This window comes from Streptomyces omiyaensis (genome assembly GCF_014650895.1).
GTDB lineage: Bacteria > Actinomycetota > Actinomycetes > Streptomycetales > Streptomycetaceae > Streptomyces > Streptomyces omiyaensis.
This window is the reverse complement of record NZ_BMVV01000004.1, coordinates 420,647-439,109: the sequence shown is the minus strand read 5'-3', so window position 1 is coordinate 439,109 and position 18,463 is coordinate 420,647. Positions and strand designations below refer to the sequence as shown.

Genomic DNA, 18,463 nt, shown 5'->3' with positions numbered 1-18,463 from the left:
CCATGACCGCCGTCGTTCCCACCCGCCTCGTCACCCACGTCGAACTGGACGAGGCCCACACCACCGGCCGGCAGCTGTCGGTCTCCGCCCGGCTGGAGGCCGAACTCTCCGACGGACGCAGTCTGGTCCTCCTCGACGACCGGGGCTGGGCCGAGAGCCTCATGGGCGACGGCGACATCCGGGACCACCTCACCGCGGAGTCCGTCGAGGAGGACGCCCGGACCGTCGTCGGACCCGACGAGCCCTTCGGGGACCAGACCCACGAGCAGGCCGCCGCCGCCCACTGGGGCGCCCTCGCCGGCCGGCTGGCCGCACGGGGCGTCGACGCCGGCGGACCCGCCCTCGCGGCCCTCCCGCACGCCGTCGTCCTCGGCGCCCGCCTGCGCGCCTGGGCGAAGCTCTAGCACCGCCCCCGCCCCCGCCCGCGGTCCGGTCCCTTCGACCGTTTTCCCGGGCGCCTCCCACGACACCCAGCCCGCCAGCGGCGTCACCGGCACCAGCAGCAGCCGCCCGCCGGACACCGAACGCGGGGGATGGTCACGGGGGTCGACCCGGAGCCGGCCGCCGCCGAGCCGGCGCGTCCGCCCCGGGCACAGCTCGTCGAGCGCGGCCGCCCGGCCGTCCCGCGCCGGCCGCGCGGTCCGGGCCGTCGCGTCGGCCTCCAGCGCCCTCCGGCGCCCCGGCCGCTCCGGCAGCACCGTCTCCCGCCACACCCACTCCGGCAGGGCCGCCAGTCGCTCCGGCAGGTCGCGGCGCGAGCGCAGCGGCTCCGGCACGGGTCCGCCGACCGACACCGCCAGGTCGGCCGGGGCCGCCTCCGGCGCGGTCGACCGGACCGCCGCGACCTCCTCCTCGAAGCACCGCTCGCCGTCGCCGTACGGGGCCGGGGTGAGGAAGTCCGCGTTCCAGGCGGGGGCTGATCGCCGCCCGGACCAGCAGCGCGTCGAGCGGTTCGGCGGCGCCCCGCGCCGGCGGGCGCGCCTCGGCCGCCGCGACCTGGCGGACCAACGCCCTGCTCCTCTCCGACCGTCCCCGCCGGCTGCTCTACCCGGCGCCGTGGGTGCCCCACGGGCTGATCGTCGGCCGCGAGGCGCTCTTCGTGTCGTACGCCCCCGACCGGGCCGGCCCGCTCCTCGCCTGTGCGGCCGCCGGCATGCTCGCCGGGGACACCGTGGTGGGACGGTTCGTGCCGGCGCGGCTGCGGAGCCGGCTGGCCGCGCCCCTCCAGGCGCTGCCGGCGGCCCCGCACCTGCTCTTCGCGGTGGGTGCGGGGCCGTCCGTGGCGGTGGCGGCCGCGGCCGTGGCGGTCTCCGCGGTCGGCTACGGCGCGAGCCTGCTGTACCAGGTGTGCCTGCCCCGCCACGGCGCCTCGCTCGCCGTCACCGCCGTCCTCACCGCGGGGCTGTCGAGCGCAGCACCACCGTCTCCTCGCACGGCCCGTCGGCGAACAGCTTGAGCGCCTCCATCTCGTCCTTGTCCACCGTGAGCCCCCAGCGCAGCTTGGTGCCGACCCACTCGCCGACGTAGCGGCAGTAGGCGGCGTTGCCGTCGGGCACCCACTCGGCGGGGTCCTGGGTCCCCTTGGCCCTCTGGCTGCGGGCGGTGACGGCGACCAGCGTCGCCGCGGCCCCCTGGTCGTTGGCGAACAGGGCCCGCCGGCCCGCCGTCCAGCCGGACGCGCCCGAGGCCCAGGCCTCCGCCAGGGGGACGAGGTGGTCGACGCGGAGCAGGGCCGGGTCGGTGACGGTCTGGCCGTCGTAGTACGAGGTCCACCTGCCGCCGGTGAGCGCGCACGCGGCGCCGGTGGCGGGCGCCTCGACGGCCTCCGCGAGCAGCACCTCGGCGCGGGTGTCGCAGGCGTCCGCGGTGTCGAGCCCCTTGTCCCAGTGGGCGAAGGCGGCTTCCTCGTACCCCTGGGGCTCCTCGGTGGCCTCGGTCAGCTCGGCGAGCGCGTCGGGGAAGAGCTGGACGCCGGCGGAGGCGGCGGGGGAGGGGGCGGCGAGCGGGGACAGGACGAGGGCGAGCGGGACGAGCCCGCGCATCAGGTTCTTGATCACGTACCGGTGGATAGCGCCGGTCGCGGGGCGCACGGGGGCCGAATCGCGGTGCGCTCCGCCGAGCGGGTGCGGATGTTCACCGCAGAAACGATGCGGTGCGGGGGCGCTTCCGGGCGGTGCGGGGTGCTTCCGGGCGGTGCGGGGTGCTTCCGGGCGGTGCGGGGTGGTGCCGGGCGGTGCCGGGGTGCGGGGGTGCGGGGGTGCCGGGGTGCGGGGACGACGAAAGAGCGCGGAACCAAGGACCGTAAACCTGGTTCCGCGCTCTCGTCGTGACCGCCCGACGGTGCGAGGCTGGCGCGACAGGACGTTCGCACCGCCGGGCGGAGTTCGTGTGCTCCCCTGGGCGGGGAGGGCGTTGGGACCGCGGCGGCTCCGGCGGACGCTTCGGCCGGTCCCTTCCTTCAGGTCTGGAAGGGGGGCCGGGCGTCCTGGCCACCGCACTGGCTCGGAGCCGCCGCGGTCCTCACGCTGTCCGTTGAACACCGGCCACCCCTCATCCGGGCCGGTGTTCCGGACGGCGTACGGCATTGACCTCCCGTCAGATGCCGTACGCGGTCTGGGAATTCGAGACGACTAGTCCTCGCGCAGGGCGCGGACGGCCTCCTCGACGCGCTTGCCGTACTCGGCGTCGGCGGCGGCGAAGTGGGCGAGGTTCTTCTCGATGACGTCCTCGCGGGACACCTGGGAGAGGCCGCCGGCGATGTTGGCGATCAGGCGGGACTTCTCCTCCTCCGACATCAGGCGGTAGAGCTCGCCGGCCTGGAAGAAGTCGTCGTCCTTGGTGTGCTGCGGGGCCGCGTGGGCGCCGGTCCAGCCGTGGATCGCGAGCGGCGCGGAGAGCGGCGCGTCGGTCTGGGCCGGGCCCTGGTACGAGTTGGGCTCGTAGTTCTTGTCGTACCGCGAGCCGTAGCGGGTGGCGTGGGCGCCGTCGCGGCCGTAGTTGTCCGCGACCGTCGCCCTGGGGGCGTTCACGGGCAGCTGGGTGTGGTTCACGCCGAGGCGGTAGCGGTGGGCGTCCGCGTAGGCGAAGAGGCGGCCCTGGAGCATCTTGTCCGGCGAGGGGCCGATGCCCGGGACGAAGTTGTTCGGGGAGAACGCGGCCTGCTCGACCTCGGCGAAGACGTTGTCCGGGTTGCGGTCGAGGACCATCCGGCCGACCCGCTGGAGCGGGTAGTCCGCGTGCGGCCACACCTTGGTGAGGTCGAACGGGTTGAAGCGGTACTCGGCGGCCTCGGCGGCCGGCATGACCTGCACGTAGAGGGTCCAGGACGGGTTCACGCCGCGCTCGATGGCCTGGAGCAGGTCCGTCTGGTGCGAGTTGGCGTCCTTGCCGACGAGCTCGGCGGCCTGGTCGGCGGAGAGGGAGCGGACGCCCTGGTTCGTCTTGAAGTGGTACTTGACGAAGAAGGCCTCGCCCGCCTCGTTGGTCCACTGGTAGGTGTGCGAGCCGTAGCCGTTCATGTGGCGGTACGAGGCCGGGATGCCGCGGTCGCCCATGAGCCAGGTGATCTGGTGGGTGGCCTCGGGGGCGTGGGCCCAGAAGTCCCAGACGTTGTCCGCCTCCTGCTTGCCCGTGAAGGGGTCGCGCTTCTGGGAGTGGATGAAGTCGGGGAACTTGATCGGGTCCTTGATGAAGAACACCGGGGTGTTGTTGCCGACGAGGTCGTAGTTGCCCTCTTCGGTGTAGAACTTCACCGCGAAGCCGCGCGGGTCGCGGACCGCGTCCGCGCCGCCGAGCGAGTCGGCCACGGTGGAGAAGCGGATGAAGAGCTCCGTCTTCCGGCCCACCTCGGAGAGGAAGTCGGCCTTGGTGAAGCCGGTGACGTCGTCGGTCACCTCGAAGTAGCCGTACGCGCCGGAGCCGCGGGCGTGCACCACGCGCTCCGGGATGCGCTCACGGTTGAAGCGCGCGAGCTTCTCCAGCAGGTGCTGGTCCTGGAGGAGGAGAGGGCCACCGACGCCGGCGGTGGCGGAGTTCTGGTTGTCGGCGACGGGGGCGCCGGACTCGGTCGTAAGCACGCGCTTCGACATGGTGGCCTTTCCGTACAGGATGCTGCTGACTGCCGTGGAGCGTAAGTTCGCTCGAAACACGGCGTCAACAGTTTGTTGAAATTGAAGTGTGGTGTTCCGGTCGGCGGCGGCGCCTGGGCGCGACAGGACAGGTGTCAGCGCCGCCGCCGACCGGAAATCTGGGGCCCCGTCGGGACGGGGCGGCAGGTCAGACCTGCGCGCCGGAGAGACGCTCGACGGCGCGGAGCAGGGCCGAGTGGTCCAGGCCGCCGTCACCCTGCGCGCGCAGCGAGGCGACGAGCTGGGCGACCACGGCGCCGACCGGGAGGGCCGCGCCGACGTTGCGGGCGGCGTCGGTCACGATGCCCATGTCCTTGTGGTGCAGGTCGATCCGGAAGCCGGGCTTGAAGTCCCGGTTCAGGAAGTTGTCCTTCTTGCGGGTCAGCACGGTCGAGCCGGCCAGACCGCCGTTGAGGACGTCGAGGGCGGCCTGGAGGTTCACGCCGGACTTCTCCAGGAAGACCACGGCCTCGGCGCACGCCTGGATGTTCACGGCGACGATGAGCTGGTTGGCCGCCTTGACCGTCTGGCCGGAGCCGTGCGGGCCGCAGAGGACGATGACCTTGCCGAGGGCCTCCAGGATCGGGAGGGCCTCGTCGAAGTCGGCCTGCTCGCCGCCGACCATGATGGAGAGCACGGCCTCGATGGCGCCGGCCTCGCCGCCGGAGACGGGGGCGTCGATGACGCGGATGCCCTTCTCCTTGGCGTTCTTCGCCAGGTCCACGGAGGTCTGCGGGGTGATCGACGACATGTCGACGATCAGCGCGCCCTGCCTGGCGTTCTCCAGGATGCCCTCGGGGCCGTAGGAGATGGCCTCGACCTGCGGGGAGGCGGGCACCATCGTGATGATGACGTCGGCGTCCTTCACGGCCTCGGCGATGGAGCCGGCCGCGGTGCCGCCGGCCTTGGCCAGGCGCTCCAGCTTGTCCTGCTCCAGGGTGAAGCCGGTGACCGAGTAGCCGGCCTTGATCAGGTTCTCGGACATGGGGGAGCCCATGATGCCGAGGCCGATCCACGCGATCTTGGGAAGGTTGCTCATGAGGGTGCCTCTCAAAACAAGGTCGTACGGGGAGGGGGCCTGCGTCAGCGGGCCGGGCGGGCCTCTGCGGCGAGCCATGCGAAGGACGCGGCGGCGTCGGCGGCCTTGTACTCCAGGCCGACCCAGCCGTCGTAACCGGCCTTCCTCAGCTCGTCGAGCAGCTGCTCCAGGGGGAGCTCGCCGGTGCCCGGGGCGCCGCGGCCCGGCTTGTCCGCGATCTGGACGTGGCCGGTCTTGTCCGCGTACCGCGCGATGACGTCGCTGACGTCCTCGCCGTTCATGGCCAGGTGGTAGATGTCGAGGAGGAACTTGGCGTTGCCGAGCCCGGTGGCCTCGTTCACCTTGTCGACGACCTCGATCGCGGAGGGGGCGCTCACCAGCGGGTAGAGCGGCGACTCCGGCTCGTTCAGGGTCTCGATCAGCAGGATCGCGCCGACGCGGTCGGCGGCGCGGGCCGCCAGGACCAGGTTCTCCAGGGCGAGGGCGTCCTGGACCTCCGGGTCGACGCCCTCGACGCGGTTGCCGTAGAGCGCGTTGAGCGCCTTGCAGCCGACCGAGGCGGCGAAGTCCGCGGCGATGTCGATGTTGGCCTTGAAGCGGTCGGACTCCTCGCCCGGGACCGAGACCGCGCCGCGGTCCGGGCCGGGGAGCTGTCCGGCGTAGAAGTTCAGGCCCACCAGCTGGGTGCCGGCGTCCTCAAGGGCCTTCTTGAGGGCGTCGAGCTCGCTCTGCTCGGGGGTGGCGGTGTCGATCCAGGGCCACCACAGCTCGACCGCGGTGAAGCCCGCCGCGGCGGCGGCCGCGGGGCGCTCCAGGAGCGGGAGTTCCGTGAAGAGGATCGACAGGTTCACATCGAAGCGCTGGTCCGTGTATCCCATGAGGGGCGGCGCTCCTTCCGTATTGCGGAAGTCGTTTTCTGTCTGACGGAATGTTGCAAGCCCGTGGCGGCGCTTGTCAAGGCCTCCCTCCGACTCCGGGGCTCCCCAGCTGCCCGAACGGCCCGTAGCGTGGGGCCATGGTGCGTTTGAGAGTGGAGTTCACGACCGAGCCGTTCGACCTCGACGAGGCGCCGGCCCACGCGGTCGTGGCCCGTGAGGTCATCCAGTCGGCCGACCTGGACGCCGTCGACGTCGGTCCCTTCGGCAACACCGCGGAGGGCGGCGCCGACGCCGTCCTCACCGCCGTCGACGAGCTGCTGCGCAAGGCGCTCGGGGCCGGTGCCACCCGGGTCTCGCTCCAGCTCAACGTGATCGGCGAGGGCGGGGAGGACGCGAAGTGACCGAGCATCCCTTGGCGGCCGCGGTGAAGCCGCTGGTCGACGCGATGGGCGCGGAAGTGCTGGATCCGGCACAGGCCGCGGTCGACGACGTCGTCCTGTCCTGGGAGGGCGAGGACGTCCTCGCCGTGCGGCTGCCGCAGCTGTCGGACTCCCTGGACCACATCCTCGCGGCGATGGAGCGGCGGCACGGGGTGCCGCTGTCGGAGCTCGACCGCAAGAGCAAGCAGGAGGTCGTCCGGGTGCTGGAGGCCCGCGGCGCCTTCTCGGTGCGGCACGGGGTGGAGACGGTGGCGGGTGCACTGGGTGTCAGCCGCTTCACCGTCTACAACTACCTGAACAGGGAAAACGCCTCCAAGAACGCGTAGTCGATCAAGAGTTGCCACAGGCCGTCGTCCGCATGTCGGGACGACGGCTTTTGTGTCACCGAGTTTTCAACAAAGTGTTGACGTCGTGTTGCCGAGGGCGTTAGCTATCCGCAGCCCGTCCGACGCACAGCGAAAAACAGCCACGGAGGCTTCCCGTGACTTCAGGTACGACACCGGGCCTCACCCGGTTCAACACCTCGGCGGACAGCGAGGCTCTCGCCGCGCTCCACGAGGTGTGCTCCAGTTCGGCGTGGGGGAGCAAGCTCCTCGCCCAGCGCCCGTACTCCACCGCCGAAGCCCTCTTCCTCGCCAGCGACGCCGCCATGGCCGAGCTGACCGCCGAGGACCTGGCCGAGGCGATGGCGGGCCACCCGCCGATCGGTCGTCCGAAGGAAGGGGATGCCACCTCCACCCGCGAGCAGAGCGGGATGGCCGGCTCCTCCGCCGAGCTCAAGGCCGAGATGCTCGAACTGAACCTGGCCTACCAGGACCGTTTCGGCCACGTCTTCCTCATCTGCGCCACCGGCAGGACCGGCGAGCAGATGCGCGACGCGGTCAAGGACCGGATCGGCAACTCGCCCGAGCAGGAGCGCGAGATCGTCCGCGCCGAACTGGGCAAGATCAACCGCATCCGGCTCACCCGTCTCGTAGAGGAAGAGAGCGCCGCATGAGCACCGACACCACGGCCTCGGTGTCCACCCACATCCTGGACACCAGCATCGGACGCCCCGCGGAGGGCGTGGCGATCACCCTCGCCGCCCGCGCCGGTTCCGACGCCGCCTGGGTCGCGCTCGGCGGCTCGGCCACCGACGCCGACGGACGGTGCAAGGACCTTCCGGCCCTGCCGGTCGGCACCACCCACGTACGCCTCGACTTCGAGACCGAGGCGTACTTCCTGAGCAAGCAGAACCAGCAAGCCGAGGCGCAGCAGGACGCCCCCGCGAATCGGGACAGCGGTCCGGACGGTGCTTTCTTCCCGGAGGTGGCGATCACGTTCGCCGTCAAGCCGGGCGAGCACTACCACGTACCGCTGCTGCTCAACCCGTTCGGCTACTCCGTTTACCGAGGGAGCTAGCAGACATGCCCACGATTCTCGGCCAGAACCAGTACGGCAAAGCAGAGAACCGCGTCGTCAAGATCACGCGGGACGGCGCCACCCACCACATCAAGGACCTGAACGTCTCCGTCGCCCTCTCCGGCGACCTCAGCGACGTGCACCTCACCGGCTCCAACGCCCACTGCCTCCCCACCGACACGACGAAGAACACCGTCTTCGCGTTCGCCAAGGAGTACGGCATCGAGTCCGCCGAGCAGTTCGGCATCCACCTCGCCCGCCACTTCGTGACGAGCCAGGAGCCCATCAAGCGGGCCCGGATCCGGATCGAGGAGTACTCCTGGGAGCGCATCGCCTCCTCGGACGCCAACTCCAAGTTCATCGGCGCCGACGAGGTGAACCACTCCTTCGCCCGCAAGGGCCAGGAGACCCGGGTCACCCAGATCACCTACGACGGCGAGAAGTGGGAGGTCATCTCCGGCCTCAAGGACCTCGTCGTCATGAACTCCACCAACTCGGAGTTCTGGGGCTACATCAAGGACCAGTACACCACCCTCCAGGAGGCGTACGACCGCATCCTGGCGACCCAGGTGTCCGGCCGCTGGCGGTTCAACTGGACCGACGACGACCAGCGCATGCCCCACTGGGAGCGGTCCTACGAGCAGACCAGGAAGCACATGCTCGAGGCGTTCGCGGAGACGTACTCGTACTCCCTCCAGCAGACGCTCTACCAGATGGCCACGCGGATCATCAACCACCGCGCGGAGATCGACGAGGTGCGCTTCTCGCTCCCCAACAAGCACCACTTCCTGGTCGACCTCGAGCCCTTCGGGCTGAAGAACGACAACGAGGTCTACTACGCCGCGGACCGCATGTACGGCCTCATCGAGGCCACGGTCCTGCGTGACGGCGCCGAGGCGCTGATCCCGGTCGACATGACCAATCTCTGAGCGGCACCACATCTCTGAGCGGCACTGAGTGATCCGGTCCCCGCCCGCCCGCAGCCGGGCGGGGACCGGCACCAGACCGGAGGGAACCCAGCATGGCACTGCCCGCAAAGGGGCCGGCGTCCGCCGAAGGCCCGTGTCCCACCCCGTCGTCCACCGCGGCCCCGTCCCAGGCCGCCTGCCATCCGGTGGACGAGAAGCTCCCCGCCTCGCGGCTCGTGCCCGCGGCGCTCCAGCACATCGCCGCCATGTACGCCGGCGTCGTCACCCCTCCGCTCATCATCGGCCAGGCCGTCGGACTCGACGCGGCCGGGATGACCCGGCTCATCGCCGCCAGCCTCCTGATCGCCGGCTGCGCCACCATCCTGCAGACCCTCGGCGTCCGGAACTTCGCCGGCAACCGGCTCCCCTTCGTCAACGCGGCCTCCTCCGCGGGCATCGCCCCGATGCTGGCCATCGCCGAGACGAGCGCCCCCGGCCACCAACTCCCCGCCATCTACGGCGCGGTCATGGTCGCCGGCGTCTTCTGCCTCGCCGTCGGCCCCTTCTTCGGACGGCTCCTGCGCTTCTTCCCGCCGCTCGTCACCGGCGTCGTCATCACCCTGATCGGCGTCACCCTGATGCCGGTGCCCGTCAGCTGGGCCCAGGGAGGCGACAAGACCGCCGCCGACTTCGGCGCCATGAAGTACCTCGCGCTCGCCGGCTTCACCCTCGTGGTCGTGCTGCTCTTCCAGCGCTTCGGGCGCGGCTTCGTCAAGCAGATCGCGCTCCTCCTCGGCCTGCTCATCGGCACCCTCGCCGCGATCCCCTTCGGGATGGCCGACTTCGGCGCCCTGCGCGAGGCGCCCGTCGCGGCCCTGCCGGCCCCCTTCGCCTTCGGCGCCCCCGAGTTCCAGCCCGCCGCGATCCTCTCCCTGTGCATCGTGATGCTCGTCCTCATGACCGAGTCCAGCGCCGGCATGCTCGCCCTCGGCGAGATCTGCGACCGGCCCAGCGACGGCAGGACCATCACCCGGGGCCTGCGCACCGACGGCATCGCCACCCTGCTCGGCCCCGTCTTCGGCGGCTTCCCGACCTCCGCCTTCGCGCAGAACGTCGGCGTCGTCTCGCTCACCCGGGTCCGCTCCCGCTACGTGGTCGCCGTCGCCGGCGGCGCCCTCCTGGTGCTCGGCGCCTTCCCGGTGCTCGGCGCGGTGGTCTCCACCGTCCCGATGCCCGTCCTCGGCGGCGCCGGCATCGTCCTCTTCGGCTCCATCGCCGTCAGCGGCATCCGGACGCTCTCCGAGGCCGGGCTCGACGACAGCTCCAACATCATCCTGGTGGCCGTCGCGCTCGGAGCGGGCATCATCCCGCTCGCCGCTCCCACCTTCTACGCCGGCTTCCCCGCCTGGGCGCAGACCGTGCTCGGCTCCGGCATCAGCGCCGGCGCGCTCGTCGCCGTCCTGCTGAATCTGTTCTTCCACCATCTCGGCACCCGGAGCCGTCAGACGGCTCCGGCACTCAAATCCTCCTAGGGTCCTGCCGTGCCCTCCCCCCGCGAGCCCGTCGCGGAGGGATCCCCACCCCCTGGAATGAAGGAAGCACCGCCATGGCAGCACCTTCGGCAGCCCCCCAGCGCATCGTCATCGAGAACGCGGCCATCGCCACCGTCGACGCGCAGGACACCGAGTACGCCTCCGGCTACCTCGTCGTCGCCGGCAACCGGATCGAGTCCCTCGGCGCCGGCAAGGCGCCCGAGAACCTGGAGAACGTGGTCCGGCGCATCGACGCCACCGGTCACCTGATCACGCCGGGCCTGGTCAACACCCACCACCACTTCTACCAGTGGATCACCCGGGGCCTCGCGACCGACCACAACCTCTTCAACTGGCTGGTCGCGCTCTACCCGACCTGGGCCCGCATCGACGAGCAGATGGTGCGCGTCGCCGCCCAGGGTTCGCTGGCCATGATGGCCCGCGGTGGCGTCACCACCGCGATGGACCACCACTACGTCTTCCCGCAGGGCTCCGGCGACCTGTCCGGCGCCATCATCGGCGCCGCGTCCGAGATGGGCGTCCGCTTCACCCTGGCCCGCGGCTCCATGGACCGCAGCGAGAAGGACGGCGGCCTGCCGCCGGACTTCGCCGTCGAGACCACCGAGGGCGCGCTCGCCGCGACCGAGGAGACCGTCAAGAAGCACCACGACGCCTCCTTCGACTCGATGACGCAGGTCGCCGTCGCCCCCTGCTCCCCCTTCTCCATCTCCACCGAGCTGCTCCGCGAGGGCGCCGCGCTCGGCCGCCGGCTCGGCGTGCGCATGCACACCCACGGCTCGGAGACCGTGGAGGAGGAGAAGTTCTGCCACGAGCTCTTCGGCATGGGCCCGACCGACTACTTCGAGTCGACCGGCTTCCTCGGCGAGGACGTGTGGATGGCGCACTGCGTCCACATGAACGACTCCGACATCGCCGCCTTCGCCCGCACGAAGACCGGCGTCGCCCACTGCCCGTCCTCCAACGCGCGCCTCGCCGCCGGCATCGCCCGCGTCCCCGACATGCTGAAGGCGGGCGTACCGGTCGGCCTCGGCGTCGACGGCACCGCCTCCAACGAGTCGGGCGAGCTCCACACCGAGCTGCGCAACGCGCTGCTCATCAACCGCCTCGGCGCCCACCGCGAGTCCGCGCTCAACGCCCGCCAGGCGCTGCGCCTCGGCACCTACGGCGGTGCGCAGGTCCTCGGCCGCGCCGACAACATCGGCTCCCTGGAGGCGGGCAAGCTCGCCGACTTCGTCCTCTGGAAGATCGACGGCCTCGGCCACTCGTCGATCGCCGACCCGGTCACCGCCATCGTCTTCGGCGCGGCGGCCCCGGTCACCGCCTCCTTCGTCAACGGCAAGCAGATCGTGGAGAACAATCGCCTGCTCACCGTCGACGAGGACACCATCGCGCGGGACGCGCGCACGGAGGCCCAGCGCCTGGCCCGCATCGCGGCCCAGGCCTGATCCTCCCCCCGGAGTCCGGTCGGGGGGGACGGCCCCCGACCGGTCGCCGCGGACCCGAGCGGGGTCCGCGGCAGCCCGACCGGGGGGCGCCGTACGCAGAAGTCGTACGGCGCCCCCCGGGACGGTGACCCGTGCCCGCACCCCCACACCGGGCACCCCGTCGTCCGCGCCGCACCCCTTCCTCCGGCGCACCGCACCACCTCGCACCGAGCCGCACCTCCTGCACTTCGCACCGCATCGCTCCGACTCCCTGACACCCGCGTCACCGCCGACGTGTAACCGACCGGAGGAACCGCCGTGGCCGACGAGCCCCAGGTTCGCAATGCACAAGACGCAGGCACCGCCCCGGAAGACCGGACCAAGCATCCGGTCGACGAGATCCTGCCCCCCCTGAAGATGTTCACCAGCGGCCTCCAGCACGTGGCCGCCATGTACGCGGGCGTGGTGGCCCCGCCGCTGATCGTCGGAGCGGCCGTCGGCCTCTCCGGCACCGAACTCACCTTCCTCACCGGGGCCAGCCTCTTCACGGCCGGCCTCGCCACCTTCCTCCAGACGCTCGGCTTCTGGAAGATCGGCGCCAAGCTCCCCTTCGTCAACGGCGTCACCTTCGCCGGTGTCGCCCCCATGCTGGCGATCGTCGACACGACGGACGACAAGGCCGACGCGCTGCCCATCATCTTCGGCGCGATCATCGTCGCCGGCGTGCTGGGCTTCCTCGCCGCTCCCTGGTTCTCCCGGCTGGTGCGGTTCTTCCCGCCGGTCGTCACCGGAACCGTCATCACCCTCATCGGCGTCTCGCTGCTGCCGGTCGCCTTCGGCTGGGCCCAGGGGCCCAACCCGGCGGCGGAGAACTACGGGTCGGTGAAGTTCCTCGCCCTGGCCGGCATCACGCTCGTCGTGGTCCTGCTGCTGCGCCGCTTCACCCGCGGGTTCCTGAAGCAGATCGCCGTCCTCGTCGGCCTGGTCCTCGGCACGCTGATCGCCATACCCTTCGGCGTCACCGACTTCAGCGCGGTGGCGGAGGCGGACATCGTCGGCTTCCCGACGCCGTTCCACTTCGGCGCCCCGCAGTTCGCCCTGGCGGCGATCATCTCGATGTGCGTGGTCATGCTGGTCTCGATGACCGAGTCGACCGCCGACATGCTGGCGCTCGGCGAGATCGTCGAGAAGCCCGCCGACGAGAAGACCATCGCGGGCGGTCTGCGCGCCGACACCCTCGGCTCCGCGCTCAGCCCGCTCTTCAACGGCTTCATGTGCAGCGCCTTCGCCCAGAACGTCGGCCTGGTCGCCATGACCAAGATCCGCAGCCGTTACGTCGTCGCCTGCGGCGGCGGTCTGCTGGTCCTGATGGGCCTCTCGCCCGTCGCGGCCTCGCTGATCTCGGTCGTGCCCCGGCCGGTCCTCGGCGGCGCGGGCGTCGTCCTCTTCGGCTCGGTCGCGGCCAGCGGCATCCAGACCCTGGTCAAGGCCGGCCTGGAGAAGGACAACAACGTCCTCATCGTGGCCGTCTCGCTGGCCGTCGGCATCATCCCGATCACGGCGCCGGAGTTCTACCACGCCTTCCCGGAGACCGCGAAGATCATCCTGGACTCCGGCATCTCCACCGGCTGCGTCGCCGCCGTCCTGCTCAACGTGGTCTTCAACCACTTCGGCGGACGCAAGGACGACGACGAGGTGACGGCGCCGATGGAGCCGGGCGAGGAGATCCGCAGCGCCAAGGCGGCCCACGCCCACTAGCCGGCCCGCGGCCACGAGCAGGACCGTGCCCACGAGCGGGACCGCACCCGGAAGGCCCGGCCCCGCCGGGGCACGCACCGCGCCCCGCCTCCGCCCCGCCCGCCCCGGCCCCCGCGCACCCCGCGGGGACCGGGGCGGCGGCGTGCCCGCCGCCCTCACGCCGACTCCCGCGCGATCCGCCGGGCGCACTCCCCGGCCAGCGCCGGATACGCGGCGGCGATCGCCTCGTACAGCCTGCGCCGCAGCAGCCGCTCGGCCTCGCGGCGTCCGACGTCGCCGTAGAGCCCGTCGAGCAGCGTCTCGTACCGGACGAGGGCCTGGCGCAGGTACCCCACCTGCCACCGCGCGAGCGGGCCGGCGGGCGGTCCGGCCTCCCGGCCGCCCGGTCCGCGGGCGGTCAGCAGGTGCCGGTGGCGGGCCGCCCGGCGCTCCAGCTCGGCCGCCGGCAGCCTCGGCACCTCGATCGGCTCGGCCCGGATCGCGGCGAGCACGGCGGCCCGCCGCCTCCCGGCGAGCAGCCCGGCGCCCGCGCTCCGCCGGGCCCGGGCGAGGGCCGCCGAGGCCGCCGCGAACTCCGGCGTCCGCTCCACCGCCTCGACCCGCGCCAGCAGGTAGAGCCGCACCGGCGCCGGCGCGTACCGGCGCGGATCGCGGCCCTGCACGTCCGGCAGTCCGAGCAGCTCCCGCACCATCGCCTCGGTCCAGCCGCGCCGCAGCACCCCGGCTCCCGACACGTACAGCCAACGGTCCGTCATGGTTCCCCCGGAAATCGACTACGGAGAGTGACGGTTCCAGTGAAGCGCGCCCCACCGACAACGGCCCCCCGACGCCCCCTTGCGAATCCCTCCCTCCGCATGCGATATAGGTCTGGACCTTTTCGACGGACGGAGGCCGGACCGTGCAACGCCCGCTCGCCGCAAGCCTGTTGACCGGTGCGGCACTCGCCGCGCTCACCGCCTGCTCCGGCGCCGGAGCCGCCCCGGACACCACCCCGCCCGCCGCCCCCACCGGCCTGACGGCCACCTCCGGCAGCGCCACCACCGTCCACGTCATGTGGCAGGCGGCCGCCGACGACCGCGCGGTCACCTCCTACCAGGTCCTCCAGGACGGCCGGCCGGTCAGGGAACTCCCCGGCACCACCCTCATGACCGACGTCACCGGCCTCGCCCCCGGCACCCGCCACACCTTCGCCGTCATCGCCCGCGACGCCGCCGGCAACGCCTCGCCCGCCACCCCCGCCGTCCCCGCCACCACCCTCCGCGCCACCGCCGAGGACCGCGAACCCCCCACCGCCCCCCGCACCCTGCGCGCCACCCCCGACGGTCCCGACGCCGCCGTCCTCACCTGGACCCCCTCCCGCGACGACACCCGCGTCACCGCCTACGACGTCCACCAGGCGGGCGTCCGCGTCCACACCGCCCCCGGCACCGCCACCAGCGCCCGCGTCACCGGCCTGCGCCCCGGCACCGCCTACTCCTTCACCCTCCGCGCCCGCGACGCCGCGGAGAACTCCTCCCCGGACGGTCCCCCCGCCGACCTCACCACCGCGCCCGCCCCCGGAGCACCCCCCAACACCTCCCCGCTCGCCCTCGCCGCCACCTCGGCCGGCGGCGAGGTCACCCTCGCCTGGACCCCGCCGGAGACCGGGGGCCCCGTCACCCACCACGAACTCCACATCGACGGCCGCTTCGCCACCACCGTCGTCTGGGGCACCACGCCGCCCCCGGGCCGCGCCACCTACACCTTCCCGGCCCGCGTGAAGCCCGGCACCACCCTCACCCTCACCCTCCGCGCCCGCCTCCCCGACGGGACCTGGGGCGACTTCTCCGCCCCCCGCACCGTCGTCGTCCGCTGAGCCGCCCGGGTCCGGCGGGTTCGCCGGACCCGCCGGACCCCGCCGGGGGTGTCCCTCAGGCCGATCCCGGCACCCCCGACCTACCCTGGAAGCGTGGCCGAGACCGTTCTCACCAATACCGGGCTGGACAACTTCCTGGCGCTCCTCGACGGCGGACCGGAGCGGAGCGACCCCGCCTTCGTCCGGGCCGCCGAGGCCGTGCTGGGGCTGCTCGCGCTGCGAGGCGCCGACCGGACCGGCGGACTCCCCGAGCCCGCCCCCGAACTGGTCCGCAAGGTGCTCGTCGAGGACCTGCCGGCCTTCGTCTACGCCCCGCCCGGCGACCTCGCCGCCTACCCGGCCGTCGTCGCCGCCCTCGCCGGACGCTTCGACGGCGAACTCGGGCAGCGCGTCGCCGCCGTCGTCCGCGAGGCCGTGCCCGACTTCGAGCGGGCCATGACCGACCCCGGGAACCTCACCTGGCACCGCTGGTACGCCTCCCTGCTCCGCACCGTCGGCGCCGACCTCGCCGACGCCGACGACGTGCGGCGGCGCATCGGCGCCCTCGACGGGGCACCGCTGCCCGACGGGGTGCTCCGCGCCGACCTCATGGGCCGGACCGCGCTCGCCGACACCGTGCTCGCCGAGGCGGTCGCCCGCGCCTACGTCCGCGACGCCGAGGAACCGCCCGCCGCGGGGCCGCTCCTCACCGACCACGCCGTCGCCGCCGGCGTCGGCCGCGTCACCGCCGCCCTCCTCGACCGCTGGACCGCCGCCGGACTCACCGAGCAGCTCACCGGCGCGTACGCCCGCTTCGCGCCCGGACCCGACGACTTCCCCCACCTCGTCCTCGCCGACGCCCTGCTCGACGAGCACATGGACTACTACGGCGACCCCTCGGTCCCCGTCCCGCCGCCCGCGGCCCTGGACGGCGCCGCCGACGTCGAACGGCACGCCGACGAGCTCCTCGCCGCCGTCGAGGAGCTCGCCGAGGAGGAGTACGAGCCCTTCGGCGGCGAGGCGCCGCACCTGCTGTACGCGCTCTACCAGCGCGGCTGCGCCGCCGACTCGGTCGCCCGCCGCGCCGCCGAGTACGAGGACTGGACCGTCGACCCGGCCCTGGAGGACGTCCCCGTGGCCGTCCCCGAGGACGTCACCGGCGGGTACGAGACCCCGCCGGTGCCCGAACTCGTCCGGCTGCTCGGCTCGGCGGGCCTCGGCGAGGACGACCGCGCCCGCCTGGAGGGGCCGGCCCGCGACCTCGCCGTCGTCGCCGACCGGCTCGCCGCCACCGGCCTCGTCCTGCGCTCCGGCGACGCCTTCGGGCTGACCCCGCGCGGCGCGGCCACCGTCCGCTACCTCCTGCGGGTGCGCCGGATCGCCGCGCCCACCGCCACCGAGACCGCCGCCCTGCCCGCGCGCGAGCTGGTGGCCGCCGCCGCGCAGTGGCCGCACGCGCCCGCCGCGCGCGTGCTCGCCGACTGGCTGCACGCGCGCGGGGGCACCGCCGAAGCCTGGTCGGAGCTGCTCGCCGCGCTCGGCACGGTCCACGCCCACGCCTCCGAAGGAGCCGACGTGCGGGCCCTGTTCGAGCTCCTCGACACGGCCGCCGCCCCGCCCGGAGCCCTGCGCGGCGCGCTGCGCGACCCGGTGATCGGCGCCTACGCCCTGGAGGCGCTCCGGGCCCGCGGCGAGGAGGCCGACGCCGTCCAGGTGCCGCTGTCGGCCCGTGCCCTGCGCGTCCTCGACGGACTGCCCGCCAAGAAGGGACCGCTGGAGTCCCGCCGGGCCGCCTTCGACGCGGCCGCCGCCGACTGGCCGGGCGGCTCGGCCGCCCTGGTCCGGGCGATGGCCGAGGCCGACCGGCACGCCGCCGGACGGGTCCTCGGCCCGCTGGGCGTCAGCCTGCCGTGAGGTACATCCCCGAGGGGCCCGCGCCCGCCGTGTTCCGGCAGGCCCGGTGGCCCGACGGGACGGCGTGGACCAGCGCCAGGCAGCGCCCGAGGGCCTGCTGGCCGTAGGCGTTGGGGTGCATCGACTCCTGCACCAGGCCCTGGGTGCTCTGGCTGTCGATCCACCGCGCCCACTCGCTCGACGCCCCCGACGCGGGCAGCGAAGCCGTCACCTGGCGGCTCGCCTTCGCGCACACCTCGCGCCCCTGGAGGGCGTCCCGCAGGTCCAGGAACTGCGCGCCCTTGGCCACGGCGACCTGCCGCAGCCGGTCGGAGAGCTGCGGCACGAGGGAGTCCCGCGCCCAGTCGGCGTCCTTGTTCCAGAAGGGGCAGCCGCCGGTGTTCGTCCGGGACCAGCCGGACTCCGGGTAGCGGTTCTCGGCCGCGCGGGGGATCGGCGAGGGGTAGGACTGGAGCACGATCCGGTAGTCGGAGGCGGCGTAGCCCGCGCCCGTCATCACGGCCCGGATCTCGTCGACGGCCTTGCCGACGGCGGCCATGGCGGTGTCGATCCGCGCGTCGACCTCGGCCTGCTGGTCGTCGTGGCAGTACGAGTACCAGACGATGTAGTCGGTCGCGCAGGTGGTGATGATGTCGGCGAAGCCGAGGTCGTTGCCCCCGACGGAGAGGGCGATCAGCTCCACGTCGTGCGAGGCCGCGACCTCGGCCAGCCGGTCGGCCTGCGGGGCCTCGCCCTTGAAGGCCGTGCCGCCCCGGGAGGCGCGGAAGACGTTCTGCGCGGTGGCGCCGGAGCAGGCGAGGTTGACGAGGGCCGCGGCGACCGGGCCCGCGCTGCGCACCTCGGAGACGTCCGAGCGGTGGCAGCCGCCGGCGGTGGAGCCGTACACCCGGGAGGGGTCGTGGCCGCTGCCCGTCCAGGCGCGGTCGGTGCCGTCGCGGCTCCCGGAGTTCGTCAGGCTGTTGCCGAGCCAGCGGCCGGCCTCGCCGGAGATGTAGCTGTCGCCCATGGCGACGACGGCGGTCGGCCCGGTGCCGGGGGCGGCCTGGGCGGGGGGAGCGGCGACGGAGGCCAGTCCGGCGGCGGTACACAGTGCCAGGAACGCGCGCAGCGCGCGGTGGGGGGTCGAGGGCATGGCTGTGCTCCTGCGGTGCGCAGTGACGTGGGGGACGGCCGCCGGCCGGTGGCAT

The 18,463-nt window shown here is 73.1% G+C and carries 18 protein-coding genes; 12 read left to right on the top strand and 6 right to left on the bottom strand.

Annotation, left to right across the window (positions count from 1 at the left end; all coding sequences use genetic code 11):
* Positions 1–2: 2 nt before the first annotated feature.
* Both IE287_RS10145 and IE287_RS10140 read left to right on the top strand, forming a co-directional pair.
* A complete protein-coding gene (locus tag IE287_RS10145; RefSeq protein WP_189848595.1) occupies positions 3–404 on the top strand; it encodes a hypothetical protein in 402 nt (133 codons plus the stop codon).
* 656 nt (positions 405–1,060) lie between these two features.
* Positions 1,061–1,456, top strand: a complete 396-nt coding sequence (locus tag IE287_RS10140) for a hypothetical protein (RefSeq protein WP_189848594.1) — start codon at positions 1,061–1,063, stop codon at positions 1,454–1,456.
* On the opposite strand, the gene IE287_RS10135 is transcribed toward IE287_RS10140, so the two are convergent.
* The 4 genes from IE287_RS10135 to IE287_RS10120 all read right to left on the bottom strand — a co-directional run bounded on the left by IE287_RS10135 (position 1,392) and on the right by IE287_RS10120 (position 6,044).
* Positions 1,392–2,057 (bottom strand): HNH endonuclease, encoded by a 666-nt coding sequence (locus tag IE287_RS10135; RefSeq protein ID WP_189848593.1) that lies wholly within the window; start codon positions 2,055–2,057, stop codon positions 1,392–1,394. The genes IE287_RS10140 and IE287_RS10135 overlap by 65 nt on opposite strands.
* A 573-nt stretch (positions 2,058–2,630) precedes the next feature.
* On the bottom strand, positions 2,631–4,088 hold the full coding sequence (locus IE287_RS10130) for a catalase (RefSeq protein ID WP_189848592.1): 1,458 nt from the start codon (positions 4,086–4,088) through the stop codon (positions 2,631–2,633).
* Between the two features lie 187 nt (positions 4,089–4,275).
* Positions 4,276–5,166 carry a 2-hydroxy-3-oxopropionate reductase gene (locus IE287_RS10125; protein WP_189848591.1) on the bottom strand — a complete coding sequence of 297 codons (891 nt, stop codon included), beginning with the start codon at positions 5,164–5,166 and terminating at the stop codon, positions 4,276–4,278.
* Positions 5,167–5,210: 44 nt separating this feature from the next.
* Positions 5,211–6,044 carry a TIM barrel protein gene (locus tag IE287_RS10120; RefSeq protein WP_189848590.1) on the bottom strand — a complete coding sequence of 278 codons (834 nt, stop codon included), beginning with the start codon at positions 6,042–6,044 and terminating at the stop codon, positions 5,211–5,213.
* A 140-nt stretch (positions 6,045–6,184) separates the two neighbouring features.
* On the opposite strand from IE287_RS10120, the gene IE287_RS10115 reads away from it, so the two are divergent.
* The 8 genes from IE287_RS10115 to IE287_RS10080 all read left to right on the top strand — a co-directional run bounded on the left by IE287_RS10115 (position 6,185) and on the right by IE287_RS10080 (position 13,528).
* Entirely contained in the window at positions 6,185–6,445 is a 261-nt protein-coding gene (locus IE287_RS10115; protein ID WP_189848656.1) for a YkoF family thiamine-binding protein, read from the top strand.
* A 44-nt stretch (positions 6,446–6,489) separates the two neighbouring features.
* Positions 6,490–6,810 (top strand): helix-turn-helix domain-containing protein, encoded by a 321-nt coding sequence (locus tag IE287_RS10110; protein ID WP_189848655.1) that lies wholly within the window; start codon positions 6,490–6,492, stop codon positions 6,808–6,810.
* Positions 6,811–6,965: 155 nt separating this feature from the next.
* Positions 6,966–7,481 carry a 2-oxo-4-hydroxy-4-carboxy-5-ureidoimidazoline decarboxylase gene (gene uraD, locus IE287_RS10105; protein WP_189848589.1) on the top strand — a complete coding sequence of 172 codons (516 nt, stop codon included), beginning with the start codon at positions 6,966–6,968 and terminating at the stop codon, positions 7,479–7,481.
* On the top strand, positions 7,478–7,885 hold the full coding sequence (gene uraH / locus IE287_RS10100) for a hydroxyisourate hydrolase (RefSeq protein ID WP_189848588.1): 408 nt from the start codon (positions 7,478–7,480) through the stop codon (positions 7,883–7,885). The genes uraD and uraH overlap by 4 nt, the downstream gene beginning before the upstream one ends.
* Before the next feature lie 5 nt (positions 7,886–7,890).
* The gene (gene pucL / locus IE287_RS10095) at positions 7,891–8,814 is read left to right on the top strand and encodes a factor-independent urate hydroxylase (protein WP_189848587.1); all 924 of its coding nucleotides are present in this window, start codon (positions 7,891–7,893) and stop codon (positions 8,812–8,814) included.
* Between the two features lie 92 nt (positions 8,815–8,906).
* Positions 8,907–10,325 carry a nucleobase:cation symporter-2 family protein gene (locus tag IE287_RS10090; protein ID WP_189848586.1) on the top strand — a complete coding sequence of 473 codons (1,419 nt, stop codon included), beginning with the start codon at positions 8,907–8,909 and terminating at the stop codon, positions 10,323–10,325.
* Positions 10,326–10,399: 74 nt separating this feature from the next.
* A complete protein-coding gene (locus tag IE287_RS10085) occupies positions 10,400–11,791 on the top strand; it encodes an 8-oxoguanine deaminase (protein ID WP_189848585.1) in 1,392 nt (463 codons plus the stop codon).
* A gap of 396 nt (positions 11,792–12,187) precedes the next feature.
* Complete coding sequence (locus tag IE287_RS10080; RefSeq protein ID WP_229883387.1) at positions 12,188–13,528, top strand: nucleobase:cation symporter-2 family protein; 1,341 nt, start codon at positions 12,188–12,190, stop codon at positions 13,526–13,528.
* 155 nt (positions 13,529–13,683) lie between these two features.
* Here IE287_RS10080 and IE287_RS10075 read toward each other — a convergent pair whose 3' ends face one another.
* A complete protein-coding gene (locus tag IE287_RS10075) occupies positions 13,684–14,283 on the bottom strand; it encodes a hypothetical protein (protein WP_189848583.1) in 600 nt (199 codons plus the stop codon).
* A 143-nt stretch (positions 14,284–14,426) separates the two neighbouring features.
* Between IE287_RS10075 and IE287_RS10070 the strand changes: the two genes are divergently transcribed.
* A complete protein-coding gene (locus tag IE287_RS10070; RefSeq protein ID WP_189848582.1) occupies positions 14,427–15,383 on the top strand; it encodes a fibronectin type III domain-containing protein in 957 nt (318 codons plus the stop codon).
* Between the two features lie 93 nt (positions 15,384–15,476).
* Positions 15,477–17,276 (top strand): hypothetical protein, encoded by a 1,800-nt coding sequence (locus tag IE287_RS10065; RefSeq protein ID WP_189848581.1) that lies wholly within the window; start codon positions 15,477–15,479, stop codon positions 17,274–17,276.
* On the opposite strand, the gene IE287_RS10060 is transcribed toward IE287_RS10065, so the two are convergent.
* Positions 17,263–18,408 (bottom strand): GDSL-type esterase/lipase family protein, encoded by a 1,146-nt coding sequence (locus IE287_RS10060; protein ID WP_189848580.1) that lies wholly within the window; start codon positions 18,406–18,408, stop codon positions 17,263–17,265. The two genes, IE287_RS10065 and IE287_RS10060, sit on opposite strands and share 14 nt — an antisense overlap.
* Positions 18,409–18,463: the final 55 nt, after the last annotated feature.